This window comes from Clostridium sp. HBUAS56010 (genome assembly GCF_007115105.1).
Classification (GTDB): Bacteria; Bacillota; Clostridia; order Lachnospirales; family Lachnospiraceae; genus Lacrimispora.
The window spans coordinates 88934-110445 of the sequence record NZ_SULJ01000010.1; the positions used below are offsets into that span (position 1 = coordinate 88934).

The window sequence follows — 21512 nt, forward strand, 5'->3', positions numbered from 1 at the left end:
TCCCATCTGATCCTTTACCCCTTAACTCCCCCTGCTGCAATTCCATCTACAAAGGAATTCTGTGCTGCAAAGAATACCACCAAAGAAGGAATGATTGCAATCAATGACATGGCAAGAACCCGGTTCCATTCAAATCCCACATCCGCATCCATTGACATTCGCAGAAAGATGGATACCGGATATTTGGCAACTGTATTCACATAGATGAGGGGACCCATAAAGTCATTGGACGCCCACATAAACTGAAACAGTGCACAGGATACAATGGAAGGTTTCAGCATGGGTACGATCACATAACAAAGCGTCTGCATCACATTACACCCATCAATTTTTGCCGCTTCCTCCAGCTCTCTTGGAATTCCCCGAAGAAACTGGATCAGCATGTATACAAAATAGGTATCGCCCGCAAAAAGAGACGGTATAATCAACGGAAAATACGAATCCAGCCAGCCAAGCTGATCAAATAAGATATACTGAGGTACATTTAACACTACCTGAGGCAGAAACAAGGTAGACAATAACACGGCAAATGAAAAACGTTTACCAACAAAATGAAACCTTGCAAACCCATAAGCAGTAAAAACAGCCGAAGCCACAGTTACAATTACTTTTGGTATGACAAATTTATAAGTATTTGCCATAAAATGAAGAAGTGTCATTCCCTCATAACCTTTAAACCCTCTTATATACCCCTCAAAAGTAGGTGCCAGAGGAATGAATCCAATGCTTGAGAAAATCTCTGCATTAGTCTTAAAGGAAGCTCCAAACATCCAGATCAGCGGATATACCATAACAATTCCTACCGCAATCAGAATAAAATATCGGAGAAAGGTATTAATTATCAATCTGTTTTCTCTTGTCATCGCTCCTACCTCCCTTCCTCATCACTATAGTACACCCAGTACTTCTGGCTCATAAATGCAATAATTGTGAATGTCGTTATAATCAGGAACAAAAGCCAGGCAATCGCACTTGCCATACCCATCTCATAACTCTTAAACGCATTGTTGTACACCAGCAAAGATACCAGCGTAGTGGAGCGAAGCGGACCTCCCTGAGTGATGATAAAAGGACCATTAAACTCCTGAAATTTATGACATAACTGGGTTACAAAGTTATAGAATATAACCGGTGTAATCAAAGGAACTGTAATGCTCAAAAACTGTCTCCATTTCCCTGCTCCATCAATGGAAGCTGCCTCATATAATTCCTGGGAGACTCCCTTTAAGGCTGCAAGGAAGATAACCATAGGAGAACCAAACTGCCAGATTCTAAGCAAAACAATGGCAAAGAACGCTCCTGATGGATCACCCAGCCAGTTAAATGGTTCTAATCCAAATCTGGAAGAGATCATATTGATGAGACCTTCCGTCTTAAACAAGAAACGCCACAGCACTGCAATAGATACGGAACCTCCTAAAATCGAAGGAATGTAGTAAGCTGTACGAAAGAAATTAACTCCTCTGGTCTTAAAGTTTAATATGTACGCAATAAACAGGGCAAAGATCAGCTCAAACGGCACTGTAATAAATGCGTATTTAAAAGTCTGTATAAATGCTTTCACAGTCATCTTATCCTGCAGAATGGAAATATAATTTTCCAATCCAACAAAGACAGGAAGCCGGAACAAGTTGTATTCATGAAAGCTATAGATAAACGATGCCATAAATGGATAAAGCTTAAATATTGCAAAACCAATCCACCATGGAAGAATAAAGAAGAAGCCAAAATTTTTCTTTATAAAATCTTTTGGATTCTTATATCTGGGTAATTGCATTGCTTTTGATGTTTTCCGGTCATTTCCCACCGTAATACCTCCCCTTATCTTTTACTTGTCAGCTAAAAAGATCTGTTTACTTTCCAGCAGTCCGTCCTTCTCCAGTTTTTCAATATTCATCCGCTGCGGATTGCCTGGCAGATCTGGCTGGCAGTAGAATCTGCCATTTCGTTCTTCTGGCTGGAACATGGTGTAAGCTCCCACCGGACGACTGATCGGCTCATGGTATTCAATCTTTTCATCTTCATTATAAAGACAGCCAAATATGGCATTGAGATAAATTCTTCCCCCAGACGAAAAAGTAACCCCTTTCTCTCTCGCCAGATCACGAATCTTAATAATATCATCAATCCTTGTCATACGTCCGATGGAAGGCTGTAAGTGATCCACTCCTTTTTCCACATAAGTTTCATACGCATAATAGATCCGCATGGATTCCCCAAAAGCAAGTGGTGCAGATATTCCCATTTCCTTTAACTGCTTAATCCCGTTCATATCATGGGAATGAATGGGTTCTTCAAACCATGCCAGCTTATACGGTTCTGCCAGTTTTGCAAACTGAAAAGCATCGGAAACGTCCCATCTCTGATTGGCATCCACCGCAATTCCAATCTCTGTTCCAACTGCTCCTCGGACCTTCTCAAGCCGTCTGATGTCCCGTTCCATGTTGGTGCCATCATCACTTCCCACTTTAAACTTAACTGTCTTATACCCTTCTTCCACATACCTTGTCATATCTTCTACCAGTTCTTCATCAGAAAGCAGCAGTGATCCGCCTCCTTTATAAGTGGCTGCCCAGTCCTTTTCTGCCCCCAGAAACCGGTGAAGAGGCTTACCAGCCCTTTGTGCCAGAATGTCCAGCATCATCAGATCAAGCTGACCTACCTCTACTGCCTGCCCGCTTTGAAACCCTGCATTACGCACCTTCCAGTAAAGAGTGTCCCGCCACTGGTTGTAAGTCAGCTTCTCTCCGTTAAGGATCATAGGGAGGATATTCTTTACAAAACTTCTGCCTACTGTTAAGTGTGCACATGCACCTTCTGAATCGTAAAGTTCAATACAGCCCTGTTCCGGTGCATTCTTTCCCATACCTCCGGTTCCGTCTTTGAATGGCTTTGGAAGCGGAATGGGGTGGAAATTATAGTAAACCGCCTTAACAAATTGAATGGTATCCTGATAGTCAAATATGTTGTTCATGAGCTCCTCCGTTGTGCTTTTTGTAGATTTCTGCTACCTTTTATCCACAGTATAACTGGAACCTCTAAGCCATACAATTGACAGAATCACCTAGAAAAGGCATGCACAATTTACATATTATGCACGCCTTTCATTTATCACTGTATTTCTTTCATTTAATCCTCAATCCCTTTCAAAACTATTTCATTTTGAAATAATACAGCCGTTTATTCTACATCAATCCCATATTTCTTCATTTTTCGCCAAAGTGTGGTTGTACTGATATCCAGTTCCTTTGCACTTAAGGTACGATTTCCGTTATACTTCTTTAAAACCGCCTTTAACCGGAGTCGTTCCGGGTTTTCTTCTGTCACCGGCATCCTGTTTTCTTCCAGTTCCTGTTCTTCCAATGTGGATTCGTAGATGCTGGTATCCCTGTGATAAAGTTCATCCAACAAATCTCTGACATACTCCTCAGTAATTGATCTTTTTCCCACTGTCAGAATCATCCGCTCACAAAACGCCTCAAGCTGAATGCTGTTTCCCTCCCAGGGATACTCAAGGAGCACCCGCCTTGCTCCCGCCGTCATAACATGATACCGGCTGTACTGTTCCATGTATTTATGGGTAAAAAGGGTTAAAAGATATTCTACGTCTTCTCTTCTGTCTTTTAGATTGGGAATCTTGAGTTTTAAGGACTTAAAGGTAAAATAAAGATCAGAACGGAACTGGTACTTCCTGCGCAGTGCTGTTAAGTTCTTGGCTGTACAGGCAATAATCCGGGTATCAATCATCTGGGTATCCTCAATCCGGCTGCTTCTCATAAGCCTTCTGGTTCGGATTACCCGTGCCAGATTATACTGAGTTGGCAGGGTCAGCTTATCCACGCTTTGAATCACAAGGGTCCCGTGATTGGCTTCTGCAATGGCACCTGATTCCTGCTTCCCCCCTTCCTCTCCCATCGTTCCAAACAGGGTGCGCATCTGCTGATCCTGGGATAATCCCGCCATATTAATCATAATAAACGGTCCGTTTTTTCTCATACTGTAATTATGTATTCCCTGTGTGATTGCTTCCAGCTCTGGTCCTGATATGGCTTCAATCAGCATGGGGCTGGAAGACTGGGCATATAATTTTGCCAGTTCCACCACCTTCCTCATGTCTTTTAAATTCTTGCTGATGTCATCAAAGGTTCCGTAAGCTACATATCCTCGTAAATACTGCTCCTTCATCACTGCCTTATCGTTCATATCCATCCGCTTTAAGCGGCTACAGGAGATAATCGCCCCATCTACCCGTTTCCCCACCACAATGGGTTCCATGGATACCACAACCGACTGATCCTGCAAAGTAAGAAAGGTGGAGTAGTTATCCATATTTCCTGCCAGAATCTGATTCAGCTTTTCTTCATCCAGTCCATGTAAAAACTGTTTCACCGGCTTTCCCATGCACTCTTCGGTTTTACAGCCCAGAATCTGCTCCATGGCACGGTTTAAAACCAGAATCTTTCCTGTTACACTCACCTTAATGATTCCATTAAAGGCACTGTCAAGAACCGTAGAAAACTGGGCATAGTTATGCTGTTCAATCTCTGCCATATAGTAAAGAGACTCTGCATTGCCAAGCGCCACCCGCAGTGCTTCTCCTGTTGAGGACATGTAAATTCCCGGAATTCCCATCTGATACGCCCCGTCAAGAGCCGCAGTTCCTCCAATAATAATATCCAGATTATCGTTCCTGGCCCTTTCTATGCTGGTTCTCCATTCTTTAAAATCCTTTAGAATATATCTCCTTAAATCCACATGATACAACTGGTTGAAATATGTGGTATCACTAAGCATATGTCCCCACCCGAAGATACCGATTCTTGGACAGTCTTTCCCCACAATATCCTTGGCGCGGTTCACCAAAAGTCCCAGCTCCTGTGCCGTCATTACAACTTCTGCCACTGCAACATTAGTATGCCGTTTAATTTCTGCCGCCTGCCGCCCTCTGGCAATAATAATATTGACCCCTTCCGATATCGCCTTTTGGGCTTCCGTTACCGCATCTTCCGTTGTTATCTTTTTAACAATCAAAACATGATTTTCTTTCTCTTTCAATATCTGTTTTGCCTGTTCATACATCTCATCACTGGGAACAAATATTGCAATCCCTGACATCTTCTACCTCCTTTTATGATACAACCAGATCTGTCCCCTTTGCCTCATCCTCAATCATGGTATCAAACCGGTTCTTAACAAAATCCAGATACCGCTTCCATTCGGCTGGATCAATAAACGGATTTGGCTCTCCTGGATGATCAAGCATAAACTGACGTTTCTCTAATGTCCTGTTATGTCCCGTATGATTCCCCAGCATTATGTCCACTGGTTCCTCATACACCTTTTGAAGACCTTTTATAAAATCCTCCCGGCAATGTTCCCTGTGATATTTCTCTATAAACGGGCGGCACATGGTATTCATCCCCGCCCCGCCATGCATTCCTGCAATCAGGCGTTTTCCCTGTTCTTCTATTTCCGTAAAAAAGGAGATAACTCCATCGGAATGTCCAGGTGTAGAAACGATTCGCACACTGGTATTTCCTAACGTAATCACGTCCTGGTCCTTTAACACCTCGTCCGGTTCAAATGGTCCAAAAAACCGACAACCACTGCCTTCTGAAAGTGCCAGTTCCGGCATTTCCCGAAACATCCGCACATCCCCCTCTCCCAAATAGGTTCTGGCGCCAGAAAGTTCCTTAAGAAGAGCCGTTCCTCCAAAATGATCAAAATGCCCATGAGTATGTACAATACAGCGAATATCTTTTGGCTGAAACCCCAGTTCCCAGATGGACTGAACCAGCATGGCGGCTGTGGTTGGATAAGTCGTGTCAATGAGCATCAGCCCGTCTCCTGTGTCAATCAAATGAGAGCCGACACTTTTATTTCCAACAAAATAAAGATTTCCATAGATGCGAAACGGTTCTACCCGGTATCGTTCCGGATGGCAGTAAAAATCTGCTCTGGCATTTACATCAAATTCATACTTTGATCTCATGTTCTTTTACTCCTTTTTTTGAAAAATAATTGATCTGCTGTATCATAGAATACCATCTGCTTTTCTTTTTCCGTAAATACGGCACTCTCCATCATGTAACTTATATAGTTCCCATAGGTTTCTTTTTTCAGTGCAGAGGGCAGGTCTGTTCCAAAAATCATCCGGTCTGCTCCCACAATCTCTTTTCCAATGCTTAAATAAGAACGGGCATTTTCATAAGGATATTGATCTGGTCCGCAATTGTGGGGCACCGATGACAGATCAAACCACACATTAGGAAGGGTCAAAAGTCCCAGCCCCCTCTTTAGCTCTTCCTCCTGAGTCATGTTTGCCGCCAGAAGATGGCAGACCACAAATTTCAAATGTGGATGCCTCAGCACTGCCCGCCGCAAAGCCTCCACCTGCCAGCTCTCGCTGCCGCATTTCCCAATATCAATGACAAATACAAGCCCCTTTTCATCTGCATAGGAATAAGCCTCCTCCATCATCTCCCCATCCAGAGAAAATGTATGGTGATTGCTCATAAGACCGGAACCTGTGCTCACTTCAAATTTTACAATCTTAAACCCCAGGTCTTCAAATAAATATCTGCAGATGTCCGCCTTTTTTCTGGAAAACGGATCATAGGAAGCCGCTCCTGCAAACCGATCCGGATACTGTCTGACCGCTTCATAGGTATACAGATTTTGAAACCCATAATAATTTCCCTGCAGTAAAACCGCCTTTTCCACCTGATTCTCATCCATAATGCGCAGCACCTGTTCTGCTGTAACCTGCTCTCCTCCAAACTGGGCTGGTATCATCTGAGACACAATCTCTCCATTTGCATAAATGGCATCCCCATTCCCACAAAAACGCAGTTCTCCCCCTGCACCCGTACCAGCAATGCACTGCACCAGATGCACATGACTGTCAATAATCTTCATACCGTCTCCTTTTTGATTGTGAATTTTGTATTTGCTTTTATTATGGTATATGGAAAGGAAAATTTCAACCAGGAGATTTTTAACACTTCCATTTAAGCTTTGCTAATATGATAAATTAATCCGTTTTTTCAACGTATTTGTACTATAGAAAAACTTTCCATAAATATTTGTAATCCTTAATGCCATATGTTATGATTAAGAAAAATTGATACAGGGGGAATTTATTTATGAGAGAGAAAGTTTCTAAGAAACTACGAAGAAATGGTGCAAAGCGGCTACGCCAACTACTCCTTCTTTTTGCTGCAATTTTAACAATCGGCTATGCCGAGACAAGATATGCCGGCGGCATCATTGTTGCCCAGGCACATTCCGGACGCACCGATGCCCAGGGCGGTCATCATGATTACAAAAATAAAAGCGGTTTGGGAAGCTACCATTATCATCACGGCTACCCAGCCCATTTACATCCAAACGGCGTATGCCCTTACAACAATGTAAACCCATCCTCTTCTTCCAGCCGCAGTACCACTCCGGCACCCCAAAAAGTTGTAAATCCAGCATTAAACCAGGCCGATTACAAACTTGTCTTCGATGCATCGTTCTATTATGACAACAATCAGGACTTGCAGTCGGCAATTGGAAATGATCCACAAAAGCTTCTTGAACATTTTGTATCAAACGGTATGGCAGAAGGAAGAAAAGCCTCCAGCAACTTTGATGCTGCAAAATATAAAGAGAATAATTCTGATCTGGCAGCACTCTATGGCGATGATATGAAAAAGTATTACGAACATTTCATAAGCAACGGTTATAATGAAAACAGAATTCATAATTAAAAACACATAAATAAAAAAAAGTCCTAATGTTCCATTTTGAATCTTTACTCTCAATGGGACATTAGGACTTTTTTTATATGTACTTATAGGAAACTAAATACATTATTATTCGTTTTTTTCTTACAGACTATATTGGTCTGTTTACGGAATTCTCTATAGGAATTGAGCAGGAGGGCAATTTAATGAATCAGCCTATTCATTTCCATGAAAAAAGACCCCACATTCTCATGTGAAGTCTTTCTATATCACGAAACTCTCTTACCCAACTAACAAACCCTTATAAAATAAGGATTTATTCCATTGTATAAGGCATAAGAGCGATATGTCTTGCTCTCTTAATAGCAACAGTAAGTGCTCTCTGATGCTTTGCACAGTTGCCAGTGATACGTCTGGGAAGGATTTTTCCTCTCTCAGATACATATCTTTTTAATTTATTTGCATCTTTAAAATCAATAACGCCGTTCTTCTCTCCACAGAATACGCAAACTTTCTTTCTTCTGCGCATTCCGCCTCTTCTGAACTTAGCGCCATCAGCTTTATCATTCTTGTTAAATGCCATTGGTGCTACCTCCTATTCGATTTAGTTGAATGGAAGTCCTTCGTCTTCGACTCCATCCGGGATATTCATGAATCCATCGCCAATTGCGCTGGAAGGTGCTGGTCTGGAAGTTGGCTGATAACTACCGCCTTCTCCGGAAGCACTTCCCTTGCTGTCGGCAAATTCCTGATCATCTACTATAACATCTGTTGTGTAAACTTTTATGCCGTCTTTATTCGTATAACTTCCAGTCTGGATCCTTCCGGAAATCAGTACTCTCATACCCTGGCGGAAATACTTTTCCGCAAATTCGCCAGCCCTGTCAAATGCAACACAGTTGATAAAATCTGCAGTCTGTTCGTTACCGTCCTGGTTTCTGCGGCCTCTGCGGTCAACAGCAAGAGTATATCTTGCAATTGCCATAGCACGCTCACCTTGGGAATATCTTACTTCTGGATCACGGGTTAATCTGCCCATAAGGATTACTCTGTTCATACGATCACACTTTCTTTATCGATTATGCCTCTTGTCTTACGCATAAGTATCTGATAACCGGCTCCATAATACGAACGTTTTCTTCTAACTCGTTCGGAGTTGTGGATTCGCCATCAAATTTGATGAAGTAGTAAAATCCTTCTTTCATTTTCTGAATTTCGTAAGCTAATCTCTTCTTACCCCATTCATCAATGTTAGTTACAGCTCCGCCGAAACGAGTAATATAACCCGTAACTTTTTCAATGGCTGCTGCTCTCTCTTCATCTTCGAGCTTTGCGTTAAGAACAACGGCTAACTCATATTTGTTCATGCTTTTTACCTCCTTGTGGTCTCTGGCCCCTGCTTTCAGTTTCAGGAGCAAGGATTCTATATGTCACGAGATAATATTATACCGGAAATATTATATAAAAGCAAGTCCTTTTGTCAATTTCCAGTGTATTTTCCGTGACTTTCTGGATTTTATGTCTTGGGAGTCCCGTCATGTGCTTTCAGACCTCTGGTATTTTTTTCTACCATCTTTCTTGACACCATCACCTGGTGTCCGCAGCCCATGCACTTTAGCCGGAAATCCGCACCAACTCTTAATATCTCCCATTCCTGACTTCCGCAGGGATGCTGCTTTTTCAGCTTTACAATATCTCCAACTTCGTATGCCATATCAATACCTGCCTGTTCATCAGACCGCCCCCATGTCTGATCATTTTAAAATTTCATCTATCTCGTTCAACTCTTCCGCGGAAAATACTGTATTTTCCAGGCATGCCACATTATCTTTCAATTGCTTTACGCTGCTGGCTCCCACAAGAACGGAAGTTACTGCTTCTTCCCGAAGCACCCAGGCAAGAGCCATCTGAGCAAGAGTCTGACCTCTCTTTCCTGCCAGATCATTCAGCTTCCTTGCACGTTTAAGGTTCTCCGCAGAAAGGTAACGGCCACCTACAGAAGTACCTGTTCTGGCTGCCCTGGAGTCTTCTGGAATGCCATGCAGATAACGGTCTGTCAGCGCTCCCTGTGCAAGAGGACTGTAGCAGATACAGCCTGTTCCACTCTCCAGCAATTCAGCAAAAAGACCATTCTCCGGCTCACGCTCAAACATGTTATAACGGGGCTGGGCAATAAGGCAGGGGATCTTGCTGTCTTTTAAAACAGAAATGGCTGTTTTTGCCTCTTGTGCACTATAATTGGAGATTCCCACATAGAGTGCTTTTCCCTGTCTCACGATGTCAGCAAGTGCCTCCATGGTTTCCTCAATTGGTGTCTCAGTATCCGGTCTGTGGTGATAGAAGACATCCACATACTCAAGTCCCATTCGTTTCAGACTCTGATCCAGGCTCGCCATCAGATACTTTCTGGAACCCCAGTTTCCATAAGGTCCTGGCCACATATCAAAACCTGCCTTAGTAGAAATAAACAGCTCATCCCGGTATTTTCCCAGATCGCTCTTTAACACGGCTCCAAAATTCTCTTCTGCTTTTCCAACTGCCGGAGAACCATAATTATTAGCCAGATCAAAATGGGTAATTCCCATGTCAAAGGCACCCAGCAGAATCTCCCGCTGTGCGGATAATGGTTTTTCCAAACCAAAATTCTGCCATAATCCCAACGAAACCCTGGGAAGCAGAACCCCGCTTCTTCCACAGCGTTTGTACTTCATCTCATCATATCTTTCTTTTACCGCCTCATACATCATATATTCTCCTTTCTCTCAACCATTATTGATACAGAATCAGAAAGCACCTGACCAATGCTTCCGCTGATAACCAGATCTGCCTTCTCATCCATTGGAGTAACTGTTTTATTAATCAGAACCATATGATCTCCGTGATAATAATCAATCAGCCCTGCTGCCGGATAAACGGTCAGAGACGTTCCGCCCACAATCAGCAGGTCCGCATCTGATATATAAGATACTGCTTTGCTTAACACCTTTTCATTCAGACTCTCTTCATAAAGAACCACATCCGGTTTGATCAGACCTCCGCAGGCACACCTTGGAACTTCGCTATCTTTCATGGTCAGGAGCAGATCTTCTAATGTAAAAAACTTCATACACCTGGTACAGTAATTCCGCTTAACCGAGCCATGAAGTTCCAGTACCTCTTTGCTCCCTGCCTCCTGATGAAGTCCGTCAATATTCTGGGTAATCACTGCTTTTAATTTCCCCAGCTTTTCCAGCTTTGCAAGAGCTTCATGGGCTTTGTTCGGTTTTGCATGGGGGAAAAGCATCTTATTGCAGTAAAAACGGTAAAACTCCTTGGGATTCTTTACATAAAAACTGTGGCTGATAATGGTCTCCGGAGGGAAATCATACTGCTCATGGTAAAGCCCGTCCACACCTCTGAAATCCGGGATATTACTCTCTGTAGACACCCCTGCTCCTCCAAAAAACACAATATTCCGGCTTTTTTCAATCCATTCTTTTAACTGAATTGTTCCTTCCATATCCCCACCCTTTCTCTTTAAAAAAACATAAGGCGGATTCCAAAGAATCCGCCTGTAATCACCAGTCGAACTCCAATACCGGCGAATCTGTCAAGGGCATGTCTGAAAACTGCCTGTTTCAAAACAGCCCTACGTTACTTCATTAAAAAATACTCCTTTAAATGGACGAATCCGGTTTAACAGTTCCTTCTGCTCCGGACTGAACGGGGGGCTGCTGTATCCAAACAGCCAGGAAGTCAGTTCTTTGATTCCAATAGACAGTTGAGGAATCAAACCATCTCCCCGCTCCATGGGAATTAATACAGACCCTTCCCGGTTCAGTTTCCACTTAAACACACCGTCATTCTGATGAATGAATCTGTCTTTTACTTCCATGACAAGCTCCATCTCTGAGACAGGACTGTCTTCCTTTAAGCATATACCGGAAACAAACTGTTCCAGATGAACGATTCTTCCCATGGCATATGGTTTTGCCGTCCCGCTTTCCTTTATATAGTCCGGCAGTCCGATTAATTCCCTTACATTGGCTGCATCCTCACCATAGTAAGCCCATACACCTGCCATGCACTCTCTTTCATCCCTGGTAGATAAAAGAAGCAGATCGCCCTTATCACTTCTTACTTCCCTGCCTAAATCCCGGTAATAATCTTCATCTCTCAAGGTATAAACCTCATACCTTTGTTCCAGTTGTCTGCCTACAAACATGGCAACCTCACGGCATTCATCAGAACGCTCTAAAAATGCCCTCCGGCTTAACTGCCGCCCCTTTTCATTCAGGGATGCGGCAGGAAGCTGGGAAATATAAGTGAAGTCAAACGGAGTGTAAATAGCAGGATCAACCGGAACCAGGAAGCAAAATCCCATTCGTTCCATATACATATCAGTAAAACAACGGCTTAACAGCCGGCTCATATAGCCCTGATGACGGCAGTCCGGATGAGTTGCAACTCCTGCAATGTAATCAACCTTACACAAGCGGTCCTTCATCACCACATCATAAGGGTTACGATGAAGCATGGCAGCCATGGTTTCATCCTTCCATGCCGTCAGAACCTTGCTCTTCTTCACTCTGTCTGAAAAATAATAATCCATAAAACTATCCGAATCTTCTGAAAAGACTTCTGCCCATAATTTTCTGCTTTCTATCTTTTCTTCCTGCTTCAAATACCTTATCATCATTTAGAAACCCTTCTGCAGCACTCCGTATTTTCTGGCAAAGTCGATGGGATAGTAAGACATCTTGGCTTTTCTCAAGCCTTCCATACCCACATCATCTTCTCTGTTGACAAGTTGTAATTCTTCTGTAAATCCATGAATTAAGAATTGCTGGTTAATAAACTGGTAAAGACCCTTGATTCCCGGGTCTGCCTTCTCAATATGGATTACCGCCATCTTTTCATAGGGGTTATAAGTTCCTATGGTAAATGCCTTTAACTCTCCGTCAATGTAAACACCTGCCATCTTTACATCCAGAATGCAGCAGTGCTTCAATACATCGTGAATTCCCATTACTTCATAATCCAACTGACGCACAAACTCAGCCGCCTCTACCTTATTCTCCCACCAGTCATCAAGGAAAGCCAACACATCATCCCGGTCAGAACAGGTAAGGGTCCGATATTCATAGCGGCCCTCGTATTCTCTTAAAAAAGAATTTAAGTGGTTCTTCTTTTTATGAAGCTTCTTACCAGCCAGAGTCCTGAGGGATTCTGCATTGTAAAGATAATCCTTTAAATCTTCCTCTTCCTTCACAAGATACTGTTCCGGGTCCAGATTCAGATAGTGGATGGCAGCTTCATCTGCCAGTAAGATTCTAAGCGGCTTTTTTAACACCTGATTATAGTACTCCGTCAGCTTCTCAAAATAATAAGGCAGGTCTTCTTCCCTGCACAACGGCATGGCAGAGAAAGGCTCACCATTCTTCTCCATTAAATATAACAGTGCCTTATCATCCAGGACTGCATATTTCACATTGTAATACTGTCTCCAGATATAGCTATCCAGATATACACTGTCACATGTCCGATTGGGCCGCAGACCATAAAATTTTGAAATTTCTTTCACATTCGTTGGTTCCAGCGGCTTAAATTGTAAATTCATAATAGTTCCCTTCTAAACTTCTCTCTAACTTTTTCTTATAAAATCAGTACTGCACCTGGGACAGTGAATACTCACCTTTCCCTTTCCTCTGGGGATTCTGATCTTTTGATTGCAATTGGGGCACTTATAGATATGATATTGCCTGAACTGGCGAACCTTAAAACGCCACTTCTTGAAAAATTCCGATACATGAAATAAAAAACGGTCAAATTTCTGGTTTTCTTCATACCGCTTCCCAATATTCTTTGAAAACATGCGGAAATAACCGAATAAAAGAATGATAAACGCCAGAAGATCCACCCACTTATTGCGGGTAAAAAGACCTGCTGTCACGATAACAAGAGCAACTATAATCAGCACCTGATTCAGTTTATCCGCACCATATCTTCCAGTCATAAACCGCGCAAAGTGTTCCCTAAGCCGTCCCATCTTTATGTTCCTCATCTCTTTTGGTTTTGACTTAACTATAATAACCTGGGCTTGGAAAGTCAATGTTCCCAGGCTATATTTCATAATCTTTTCAGAATTTGCCCCTGACGCTGTCTCTGAATTGTTTGGGCGTCACACCGTAACGCTGTTTAAAGAGCCGATGGAAATAACTGCTGTTTTCGTAACCGATCTCCTGAATAATCTCTTCCACTGGCTTTGTGGTAGATTCCAGGTAGTTCGCCGCCCGGTTGAGACGGATCAGCTGAAGACATTCGGTAAATGTCATCCGGTAATACCGTTTGAACAGACGGCTTACATAATAAGGCGGCTGCAATGACAGATTGGAAAATTCCTCCAGTGTGGCACAGGAGTAATTCTTTTCCAGATACTGATACGCAGTCAGAACAATCTGTTCTTCGTACTGCAGCATATCGTGGGATTCCACCTTTTCCACATCGTGAAGCAATTCCATAATCAGTATTCCCATTGTAGCCTGATTAATCTCCTGTCTTCCCTCTTTTTCTTCTGCATGGGACCATATCATGTTCTCCAGAAGATTCCTTGCCGGCAGCATGTCCTTTAAATGAAAATGAAGATAGTCCGACACAGACATCTTTCCCTTTGTAGAAGCGGCAATGAAATGCCGGAGCACACTTCCGCTTTCTCCCATGAACGCAGGATGGCTGAAAAATTCCGGCATTAAAAAGAAATGTATGGCAACATCATCCTCTCCCGCCGGTTCAATGGCATGACTGGTTCCCTCTCGTAACAAAAGCAGATCATAGGTTTCTAATATCAGTCTCCTCTTTTGGTTAATGACCTGAACCGTAGACCCGCTGTACATATAAATCAATTCCACATAATTATGGCTGTGATCCGGTATCGCAATGTGGCAAGGCTGACAATACATGTCCATTAATCTTCCCGGACTGATCACTTTATTCTTATCAACCACTTTCTCGCCGCATTCTTTATAATATTGCTGCAAAACTGAAGTTGCATGCGATGGATTTCTTAATAATTTCAGAAGTTCTTCTTTCATTTTCCCCTCCAACCAACAAAGTCACATGCCCTTCCCCCACGCCATTATAGCACCCTTTTCCCTTGACTTGCAAGAAAAGACGGTTTTTATGCAAATTTAGACATATCATCTTGTCACATTCTGTCATATAATGATGGCAAAACAACACAAATGTAACCATTATATTTCTTGTGAGGTGAGCAATATGAAAAAGTACCCGATCCAAATTAACAGTCTTGATGAAATTACTACCTTTGTCAGAACTGTTACCAAGTACAATTATGATGTAGACTTATGCAAAGGAAACACCGTAGTTGATGCAAAATCCATTCTTGGTATTATGACTATCTGCCCGAATCCAGATCTGGAACTGATCATTTATAACAGTGATCACGACGATATTCTGGATTCTCTGTCTGATTTCCTTTTGGAAGAAAAGACAGCCTGACAAGTACATAAACAAAAAAACATGCCTGGCAATGAACCTGCCAGGCATGTTTTTTGTCTAGTTTACTTTAAATTCATTCACAAGATCCTTTAAACGGGAAGCGTGGTCATATAAATCTCTGCTGGCTGCCGCACCTTCTTCTGCATTGGCAGAGTTATTCTGTACTACGCCAGAGACCTGATCCACACCAACGGTCACCTGATGGACTGCCTCAGACTGTTGTACCGATGCAGCCGAAATCCGCTCAATCATCTCACTGACTGCCTGGGTGCTTTCTACCGCGCCTGTCACCGATTTTGCTGCTTCGTCTGCAAGTCTGGAACCATTGTCAACCGCTCTTATGGAACCCTCAATTAATTCTGTGGTATCCTTTGCTGCCTCTGCACTTTTAGATGCCAGGTTTCTTACTTCATCGGCAACAACTGCAAACCCTTTTCCGGCTTCTCCTGCCCGGGCTGCTTCCACGGCTGCATTTAGAGCCAGAATGTTTGTCTGGAATGCAATATCTTCAATTGTCTTTATAATTCTGCTTATTTCATTGGAGCTTTCATTGATCTCTTTCATTGCAGCAACAAGCTGCTTCATGTGCTGATTGCTGGATTCCAGCTCTCTTTCTGCCTTCACTGCCTGCTGACTTGCCTCTTCGGAATCTTTTGCATTCTGTTCAATCTTATAAGAAATTTCATTGATGGAGGATGCCAGTTCTTCCACTGCTGCAGCCTGCTCCGAAGCTCCTTCTGCCAGGGAACTGGAACTTTCCGAGATATTTTGGGAGCCATATGCCACCTGATCAGATGTATCCGTAATCCGCTCCATGGTAGACGTAAGGGTGCTTCTTATCTTTAACATCGCATTCTTAATCTTCTCAAAATCGCCCTGATAATCATACTTTAACTGGAATACCAGATCTTTTTCTGCAATCTGATTGAGAACAAGAGCAATTTCATCAATATAGTTTACATAATTTTTCAACTGACTGACTGTATTTCCAAGGGAATCTGCTACCAGACCAATCTCATCATTGCTGATAATGTCCATCTCCACTTCCAGCTCCCCTTCTCCAATCCGCTCTGCAACTCTGGATAACTTCTTCAACGGACCAGATATTCCTTTTGAAACAACAAAGATGACTGCAACCAGAATCGCTGTAGCCAGGACAAAGATGACACCAACAGCAAGTACAACCTGGTCACGCTCCATTAATACCTCAGACCGGGGAATACTGGAAAGCACCAGCCAGCCCGTATTGCCTGCCTTTTTAATGGCTCCGGAATAAGAAACCTTGTCCATGACATAATCAAAGTTTCCCGTTGTCTCTGATGCAAAGGCATCCTTGATATTCTGTGAGATATCAATCTCAGAAATATTCTTCTGTACCAGCTCCTGGTTTGGATGATAAATAATCTGACCGCTTTCTGTCGCCAGAATCACAAAACCCGATGTTCCAACTTTGTAAGAGCTCATAATCTCATTTAACTGAGACAACTGGATATCAATTCCCACCACACCAAGAGGTGTATCGGTCTTGTTTTTGTAAATACCACTGGCTGCTGTAATCACCATCTGTCCTGTATTGGTATCCACATACGGCTCTGTAAGAACCGGATCTTTTGTCTGGGCAGCACGATACCAGGGTCTTGTTGTAACATCCCAGCCTGGTTCTGTGATATAACCGTCTGACATAGCTGCCTGACTGGTATCAATATCAGCAATCCAGGAGGCCAGAATGTTTTGGGAATCGGTTGCCTGAATTTTATCAAGAGTCGCTTTCATCGCCGGATACCCCTCACTGTCCAGTAACTTCATATCCCCGGAAGCACCTTCCAGAAACTCCTCCGCCTGCTGGCTCGACGATGCACCTTTCATCCTGCCCAGGTAGGAGCCCAGAAATGAATCTACCTGATTCGCCGCTGCCAATGAGGCGGCGTCCAGTGTCTGAGAAGACTGCACCTTCATACTCTCTCCTACCCGGTTGGAAATTATAACTCCTGATACCAGAAAGGTAACCACCACGGGAACCGAGATTCCCAAAAGCATTTTGTTGAAAATCTGTTTCTTCTTATTTCTCTTCATTAGTATCCTCCCTGATCCCCCCCTTAAAGTATAATAAATATATCACGACAGGAATCAGTCTGCAAGATAGAGAAATCACTTCCCACTACTAAATTTGTACAAAATAGGATGACATGATTTCTCTAAGGGTCTTCTTTTTTGTTTCATCCAATTTTGTCATTGGAAGTCTGTAATTGTCCTGACACAGTCCCAGCATAGCCATTGCAGCCTTTACCGGGATCGGATTTACGTCCATAAACATGGCATTCATAAGCTTTAGCAGCTCCAACTGCATATTTTTACTCTTTTCCAGTTCTCCGTCAAAAAAGTGCTGACACATCATATGAACTTCAAAAGGCATAATATTAGCCAGAACAGAGATTACTCCTTTCCCGCCTAATGCCATAATCGGAACTGTAAGATCATCGTTTCCTGAATAAATATCCAATCTGTCTCCGCAGAGGGCGGCAACCTTTGCCACATGGGAAATACTTGCGTTTGCTTCTTTCGCCGCACAAATATTGGGGTGTTCAGAAAGTTTTTCATAAGTCTCCGGTTCCACATTGACTCCAGTCCGGGTGGGAACATTATAAATGATCAAAGGAATATCCACACTGTCTGCAATGGTGAGGAAATGTTCAATCAGCCCTGACTGAGACGCTTTGTTATAGTAAGGGGTTACAACCAGAAGTCCATCGGCGCCAAGAGACTGTGCCTTCCGTGACAGGTGGACCGCTTCTGATGTGCTGTTGCTGCCCGTTCCCATAATAACAGGCACTCTATGATTTACATAATGAACCGAACATTCAATCAGTTCCAGTTTCTCTTTCTCAAGCAGTGTCGAGCCTTCTCCCGTAGTGCCGCTGATTACAATGGCATCTGTTCCGTGTTCTAATTGAAATTTTAACAACTTCTCCATTGCCTTCATATCCAGGTTTCCCTGGTCATCCATTGGCGTAACGATGGCTGCAGCAGAGCCTTTAAATATCGCATTTTTCATAGACACTCATTCCCAAAATTATAGGTTCATACTACTAAAAGTATGACAAACCTCCCCTGTTGGTGCCATACACAAATCTATTTTTTCATCATATAAACCAGTATAAGGAGTGATAACTGTATGCACAATGTTCTTCTTTTAGGCGGCGATCTGAGGCAGATCTATCTGGGACGCATCTTATCCGGAAACGGCTTCTCCGTAACCGTTCATTATGAAACCGGAGATCTCCCATGCTCTATTGAGGATGCCATCAAAATTAATTCCATCATTCTCTGTCCCATTCCTTTTACAAAGGACCAGCTAAATCTTTTTTCTGCAAACAGACTGGAGGATCTGGGCATTGGTAATATTTTAAGTCTTTTAACCTCTGATCACATCCTGTTTGGAGGAAATATTCCTGATTATGTAAAGAACTATGCCAAAGACAATCAAATCAGATGCTTTGACTATATGGATATGGAAGACATCACCATAAAAAATACTGTGGCAACTGCAGAAGGTGCCATTGCAGAAGCACTGCTTTTAAGCCCTGGCTGCCTCCATCAGAGTTCCTGTCTGATTACAGGCTTTGGACGGTGCGGAAGAACCCTTGCCCTTAAATTAAAAGGGCTGGATGCCGCCGTTACCATTGCAGACCGGAAAGACTTAAATCTTTCCCTGGCTTCCTCCATGGGCTTTGATACCATTGCTCTTTCCGATTTATCGAAGGAGTTTAAAAAGTACTCGTTTGTGTTTAATACCATTCCTGCCAAGGTGCTGCAGGAGAATCAATTGAGTTTCATGAGTCCAGATGTGACAATCATTGATATTGCCTCCGCTCCCGGAGGTGTTGATCTGGAATTCTGCAAACAAAAAAACCTTCGGGCAAAATTATGCCCTGGACTTCCCGGTATTTATGCACCAGAGACTTCCGGGGAAATTCTATATCAGGCAATCGTAAAATGTCTAACGTAAAGGAGCGGCATATGAAACTGAAAGATTTAAATGTGGGCCTGGCAGTTACCGGCTCTTTTTGTACGTTTGATAAAATTGAAGAAGTGGTCAAAGTCCTTGTAAATCAAGGTGCCAATATTTATCCTATTTTTTCTTCCAACGTCCAGTTTACAGATTCCAGATTTGGAGATACGGGAGAGTACATGGACCGGATCACAGTTATGACGGGAAATAAACCGATCTTACGGGTGGAAGATGCAGAACCCATTGGTCCCAAGGCTTATCTGGATATTCTCCTGATCGCTCCCTGTACCGGCAACACCCTTGCAAAACTTGCAAACGGCATTACAGATTCCCCTGTTTTAATGGCTGCAAAAGCTCATTTAAGAAACTTAAAACCCCTTGTCATCTCTATTTCCACCAATGACGCCATGGGAATTAATTTCAAAAATATCGGGGAGTTATTCAATGTAAAAAATATCTACTTTGTTCCTTTCGGTCAGGATGATCCGGTTAAAAAACCAACCTCTCTGATCGCACATACCGATCTTATTCCCGACACTCTGGAACTTGCACTGGAAGGAAAACAGATTCAGCCAGTGATCCGCTAAATAAAATCCCCTGTGCAGTTTTACAACTGTTCAGGGGATTTTTATGATAACTGAAAGCCATATTATTCCATTGGCAGTTTTTTGGTTTTCATTAAATAATTATAGACAAGAAAAGAAAGGTGAAGACGGAAAATTGTCTTATAAGAAAACTCCAGATCCGTGAGTTCCACAATCTTATTAATTCTATATTTAAGTGTGTTATAATGAATATGCAGCGCTGACGAGGTCAGGGAGATATCCTGATTATGATTAAGATACTCTTCTAAGGTATCACATAATTTGCTTCCATTTTCATTATCGTGGTTTTTTAAGAATTTGACGGCAGGATGAATCAGAACATCCGGGTCCGTATGCTCGGAAAACAGGCTGACCATGTGCAAAACATTAAATTCCTCATAGGAAGCAACAGGCTCCGGGCTGTTGATCTCTACGCTAAGATCAAGTGCGGTCAGTGCCTGCCGGTAAAAAGGTTCAAACAGGTGAATATTCTGAAAAGAATTACTGATGCCCGCCTTAACCCCAAAATCGTCACACAGCTTCTTTATATGAATCAGTTCCTCTTCCGAAAACGGAATCCTGGGTTTATGGTCATAAAGAATAACCAGATTGCCTTTGTATGTGATGACCGTTTCCCGATTGAGAAAATTCTTCATTTTTTTCTTAATGAAATACATCTTATCCGTTGCCTTATTTCTGGTTCCCAGTACAATCACCGTTAAATGATCATATAGCTTCAAGCCAAAGCGGTTTACCCTATCCTGAATGGCATGTTTATCATACAGGCGCTGAGTAAGCATCGCAGTCAAAAGAGTATCAATAAGAGAACTTTCCTGATCTGCCGTACCAACCGATGAATTCATACATAAAGAAAGAAACTTGCAGAGAATCTTAAGCTTGTCCGTGGCTTCCTCGGAGATTGGCTGATGATACTCCAGAAGTTTTAAATAACCAACCGGAACTCCATTTTTAACAACCTTTCCTACCAGTTGCCTGTGGTGTAAAAGACCTTCCTGCCAGATCAGCATGGAATCTCCGGCAGGCCAGTCTTCTCCGGTCTCCGGTTCCATATGTTCGCAGTTCATAATACTCTTTACATAATCCTCGGTCACATACCCTTTGGAAAGAGTCCAGTCCCATAAGGGTTCGTCTGTAATCAGCCCTCCCCCCGTCTGTGCCACAAAACAAAGAGCCACGTCCACCAACAGCAGGGGATTGCCCAGCTCCTGGTAGCCAATATCCAACAGCCGCTGAACACTGCGACTGCTGTCCGATCCATCAAGAAGTTTTTTAATAAAGTCCCCATTCCGGTCTTTTGCAGAGAAAAGGTCATGCAATGCGTAGAGAACCTGCATCATATCCGCATTCTTTTTTAATTCAATGATTCCCACACCGGAATAACCGGTCTCCGGTAATTTCTGTCCACCAGAAACAATAACTGCATTGACTCCCTTTGGGGGGTCCTGAATAAACCGGTCCTGGACGTCAATATAAAGACAGTCTCCAAAATACTTTTCTTCATCCCCTTTTAATATAGAATACACACGGAGGGGAAGTTCTTTTCTAACGTGATACAAATGATGAATATATGGTTGTAGTGCATGAATAACCGTACCGAGATCTGTAAGCATAGCCTCCATCACCTTCCTCTGCTTTTTCTTGCCGCTGAAACATATTCTTATTTATAAATCT

At 42.8% G+C, this 21512-nt stretch carries 23 protein-coding genes; 4 read left to right on the forward strand and 19 right to left on the reverse strand.

Going from position 1 to position 21512, the window contains the following annotated elements:
• Positions 1–14: 14 nt before the first annotated feature.
• From FAY33_RS14780 to FAY33_RS14805, 6 genes are all read right to left on the reverse strand, one after another.
• On the reverse strand, positions 15–863 hold the full coding sequence (locus tag FAY33_RS14780) for a carbohydrate ABC transporter permease (RefSeq protein WP_143322003.1): 849 nt from the start codon (positions 861–863) through the stop codon (positions 15–17).
• A 5-nt stretch (positions 864–868) separates the two neighbouring features.
• Entirely contained in the window at positions 869–1777 is a 909-nt protein-coding gene (locus FAY33_RS14785) for a sugar ABC transporter permease (protein ID WP_143322060.1), read from the reverse strand.
• Positions 1778–1828: 51 nt separating this feature from the next.
• Positions 1829–2974 carry an enolase C-terminal domain-like protein gene (locus FAY33_RS14790; protein WP_143322004.1) on the reverse strand — a complete coding sequence of 382 codons (1146 nt, stop codon included), beginning with the start codon at positions 2972–2974 and terminating at the stop codon, positions 1829–1831.
• 206 nt (positions 2975–3180) lie between these two features.
• Complete coding sequence (locus tag FAY33_RS14795; RefSeq protein ID WP_143322005.1) at positions 3181–5115, reverse strand: PrpR N-terminal domain-containing protein; 1935 nt, start codon at positions 5113–5115, stop codon at positions 3181–3183.
• 13 nt (positions 5116–5128) lie between these two features.
• Complete coding sequence (locus FAY33_RS14800; RefSeq protein ID WP_143322006.1) at positions 5129–5992, reverse strand: MBL fold metallo-hydrolase; 864 nt, start codon at positions 5990–5992, stop codon at positions 5129–5131.
• The gene (locus tag FAY33_RS14805; protein WP_143322007.1) at positions 5989–6918 is read right to left on the reverse strand and encodes an amidohydrolase family protein; all 930 of its coding nucleotides are present in this window, start codon (positions 6916–6918) and stop codon (positions 5989–5991) included. Before FAY33_RS14805 ends, FAY33_RS14800 begins: the two co-directional genes overlap by 4 nt.
• 227 nt (positions 6919–7145) lie before the next feature.
• On the opposite strand from FAY33_RS14805, the gene FAY33_RS19980 reads away from it, so the two are divergent.
• Positions 7146–7754, forward strand: coding sequence for a YHYH domain-containing protein (locus tag FAY33_RS19980; protein WP_243126769.1), 609 nt, complete (start codon positions 7146–7148; stop codon positions 7752–7754).
• Positions 7755–8046: 292 nt separating this feature from the next.
• Here FAY33_RS19980 and rpsR read toward each other — a convergent pair whose 3' ends face one another.
• The 10 genes from rpsR to FAY33_RS14860 all read right to left on the reverse strand — a co-directional run bounded on the left by rpsR (position 8047) and on the right by FAY33_RS14860 (position 14800).
• Positions 8047–8313, reverse strand: coding sequence for a 30S ribosomal protein S18 (gene rpsR / locus FAY33_RS14815; protein ID WP_143322008.1), 267 nt, complete (start codon positions 8311–8313; stop codon positions 8047–8049).
• Between the two features lie 21 nt (positions 8314–8334).
• Entirely contained in the window at positions 8335–8787 is a 453-nt protein-coding gene (locus tag FAY33_RS14820) for a single-stranded DNA-binding protein (RefSeq protein WP_143322009.1), read from the reverse strand.
• A 22-nt stretch (positions 8788–8809) separates the two neighbouring features.
• Positions 8810–9097 carry a 30S ribosomal protein S6 gene (gene rpsF, locus FAY33_RS14825; RefSeq protein ID WP_143322010.1) on the reverse strand — a complete coding sequence of 96 codons (288 nt, stop codon included), beginning with the start codon at positions 9095–9097 and terminating at the stop codon, positions 8810–8812.
• Between the two features lie 149 nt (positions 9098–9246).
• Entirely contained in the window at positions 9247–9444 is a 198-nt protein-coding gene (locus tag FAY33_RS14830) for a DUF951 domain-containing protein (protein ID WP_143322011.1), read from the reverse strand.
• Between the two features lie 40 nt (positions 9445–9484).
• Positions 9485–10474 carry an aldo/keto reductase gene (locus FAY33_RS14835; RefSeq protein ID WP_143322061.1) on the reverse strand — a complete coding sequence of 330 codons (990 nt, stop codon included), beginning with the start codon at positions 10472–10474 and terminating at the stop codon, positions 9485–9487.
• On the reverse strand, positions 10474–11229 hold the full coding sequence (locus FAY33_RS14840) for an NAD-dependent protein deacylase (RefSeq protein ID WP_143322012.1): 756 nt from the start codon (positions 11227–11229) through the stop codon (positions 10474–10476). Before FAY33_RS14840 ends, FAY33_RS14835 begins: the two co-directional genes overlap by 1 nt.
• 129 nt (positions 11230–11358) lie before the next feature.
• On the reverse strand, positions 11359–12408 hold the full coding sequence (locus FAY33_RS14845) for a GNAT family N-acetyltransferase (RefSeq protein ID WP_243126770.1): 1050 nt from the start codon (positions 12406–12408) through the stop codon (positions 11359–11361).
• Positions 12409–13329 (reverse strand): phosphatidylglycerol lysyltransferase domain-containing protein, encoded by a 921-nt coding sequence (locus tag FAY33_RS14850; protein WP_143322013.1) that lies wholly within the window; start codon positions 13327–13329, stop codon positions 12409–12411. It lies immediately after the preceding gene.
• A 24-nt stretch (positions 13330–13353) separates the two neighbouring features.
• Positions 13354–13758 carry a hypothetical protein gene (locus FAY33_RS14855; RefSeq protein WP_143322014.1) on the reverse strand — a complete coding sequence of 135 codons (405 nt, stop codon included), beginning with the start codon at positions 13756–13758 and terminating at the stop codon, positions 13354–13356.
• A 91-nt stretch (positions 13759–13849) separates the two neighbouring features.
• Entirely contained in the window at positions 13850–14800 is a 951-nt protein-coding gene (locus tag FAY33_RS14860) for an AraC family transcriptional regulator (protein ID WP_143322015.1), read from the reverse strand.
• Between the two features lie 184 nt (positions 14801–14984).
• Here FAY33_RS14860 and FAY33_RS14865 point away from each other — a divergent pair, with 184 nt between their 5' ends.
• Complete coding sequence (locus FAY33_RS14865; RefSeq protein WP_185967652.1) at positions 14985–15227, forward strand: HPr family phosphocarrier protein; 243 nt, start codon at positions 14985–14987, stop codon at positions 15225–15227.
• Between the two features lie 57 nt (positions 15228–15284).
• On the opposite strand, the gene FAY33_RS14870 is transcribed toward FAY33_RS14865, so the two are convergent.
• Together FAY33_RS14870 and dapA are read right to left on the reverse strand one after the other, a co-directional pair.
• Positions 15285–17300, reverse strand: coding sequence for a methyl-accepting chemotaxis protein (locus tag FAY33_RS14870; protein ID WP_143322017.1), 2016 nt, complete (start codon positions 17298–17300; stop codon positions 15285–15287).
• 88 nt (positions 17301–17388) lie between these two features.
• Positions 17389–18279: a 4-hydroxy-tetrahydrodipicolinate synthase gene (gene dapA, locus FAY33_RS14875; protein WP_143322018.1), complete on the reverse strand. Its 891-nt coding sequence runs from the start codon at positions 18277–18279 to the stop codon at positions 17389–17391.
• A gap of 120 nt (positions 18280–18399) precedes the next feature.
• On the opposite strand from dapA, the gene dpsA reads away from it, so the two are divergent.
• Together dpsA and FAY33_RS14885 are read left to right on the forward strand one after the other, a co-directional pair.
• Complete coding sequence (dpsA, locus tag FAY33_RS14880) at positions 18400–19233, forward strand: dipicolinate synthase subunit DpsA (protein ID WP_143322019.1); 834 nt, start codon at positions 18400–18402, stop codon at positions 19231–19233.
• An 11-nt stretch (positions 19234–19244) separates the two neighbouring features.
• Entirely contained in the window at positions 19245–19823 is a 579-nt protein-coding gene (locus FAY33_RS14885) for a dipicolinate synthase subunit B (RefSeq protein ID WP_143322020.1), read from the forward strand.
• 62 nt (positions 19824–19885) lie between these two features.
• Here FAY33_RS14885 and FAY33_RS14890 read toward each other — a convergent pair whose 3' ends face one another.
• Positions 19886–21451: a helix-turn-helix domain-containing protein gene (locus FAY33_RS14890; protein WP_185967653.1), complete on the reverse strand. Its 1566-nt coding sequence runs from the start codon at positions 21449–21451 to the stop codon at positions 19886–19888.
• Between the last annotated feature and the right edge of the window lie 61 nt (positions 21452–21512).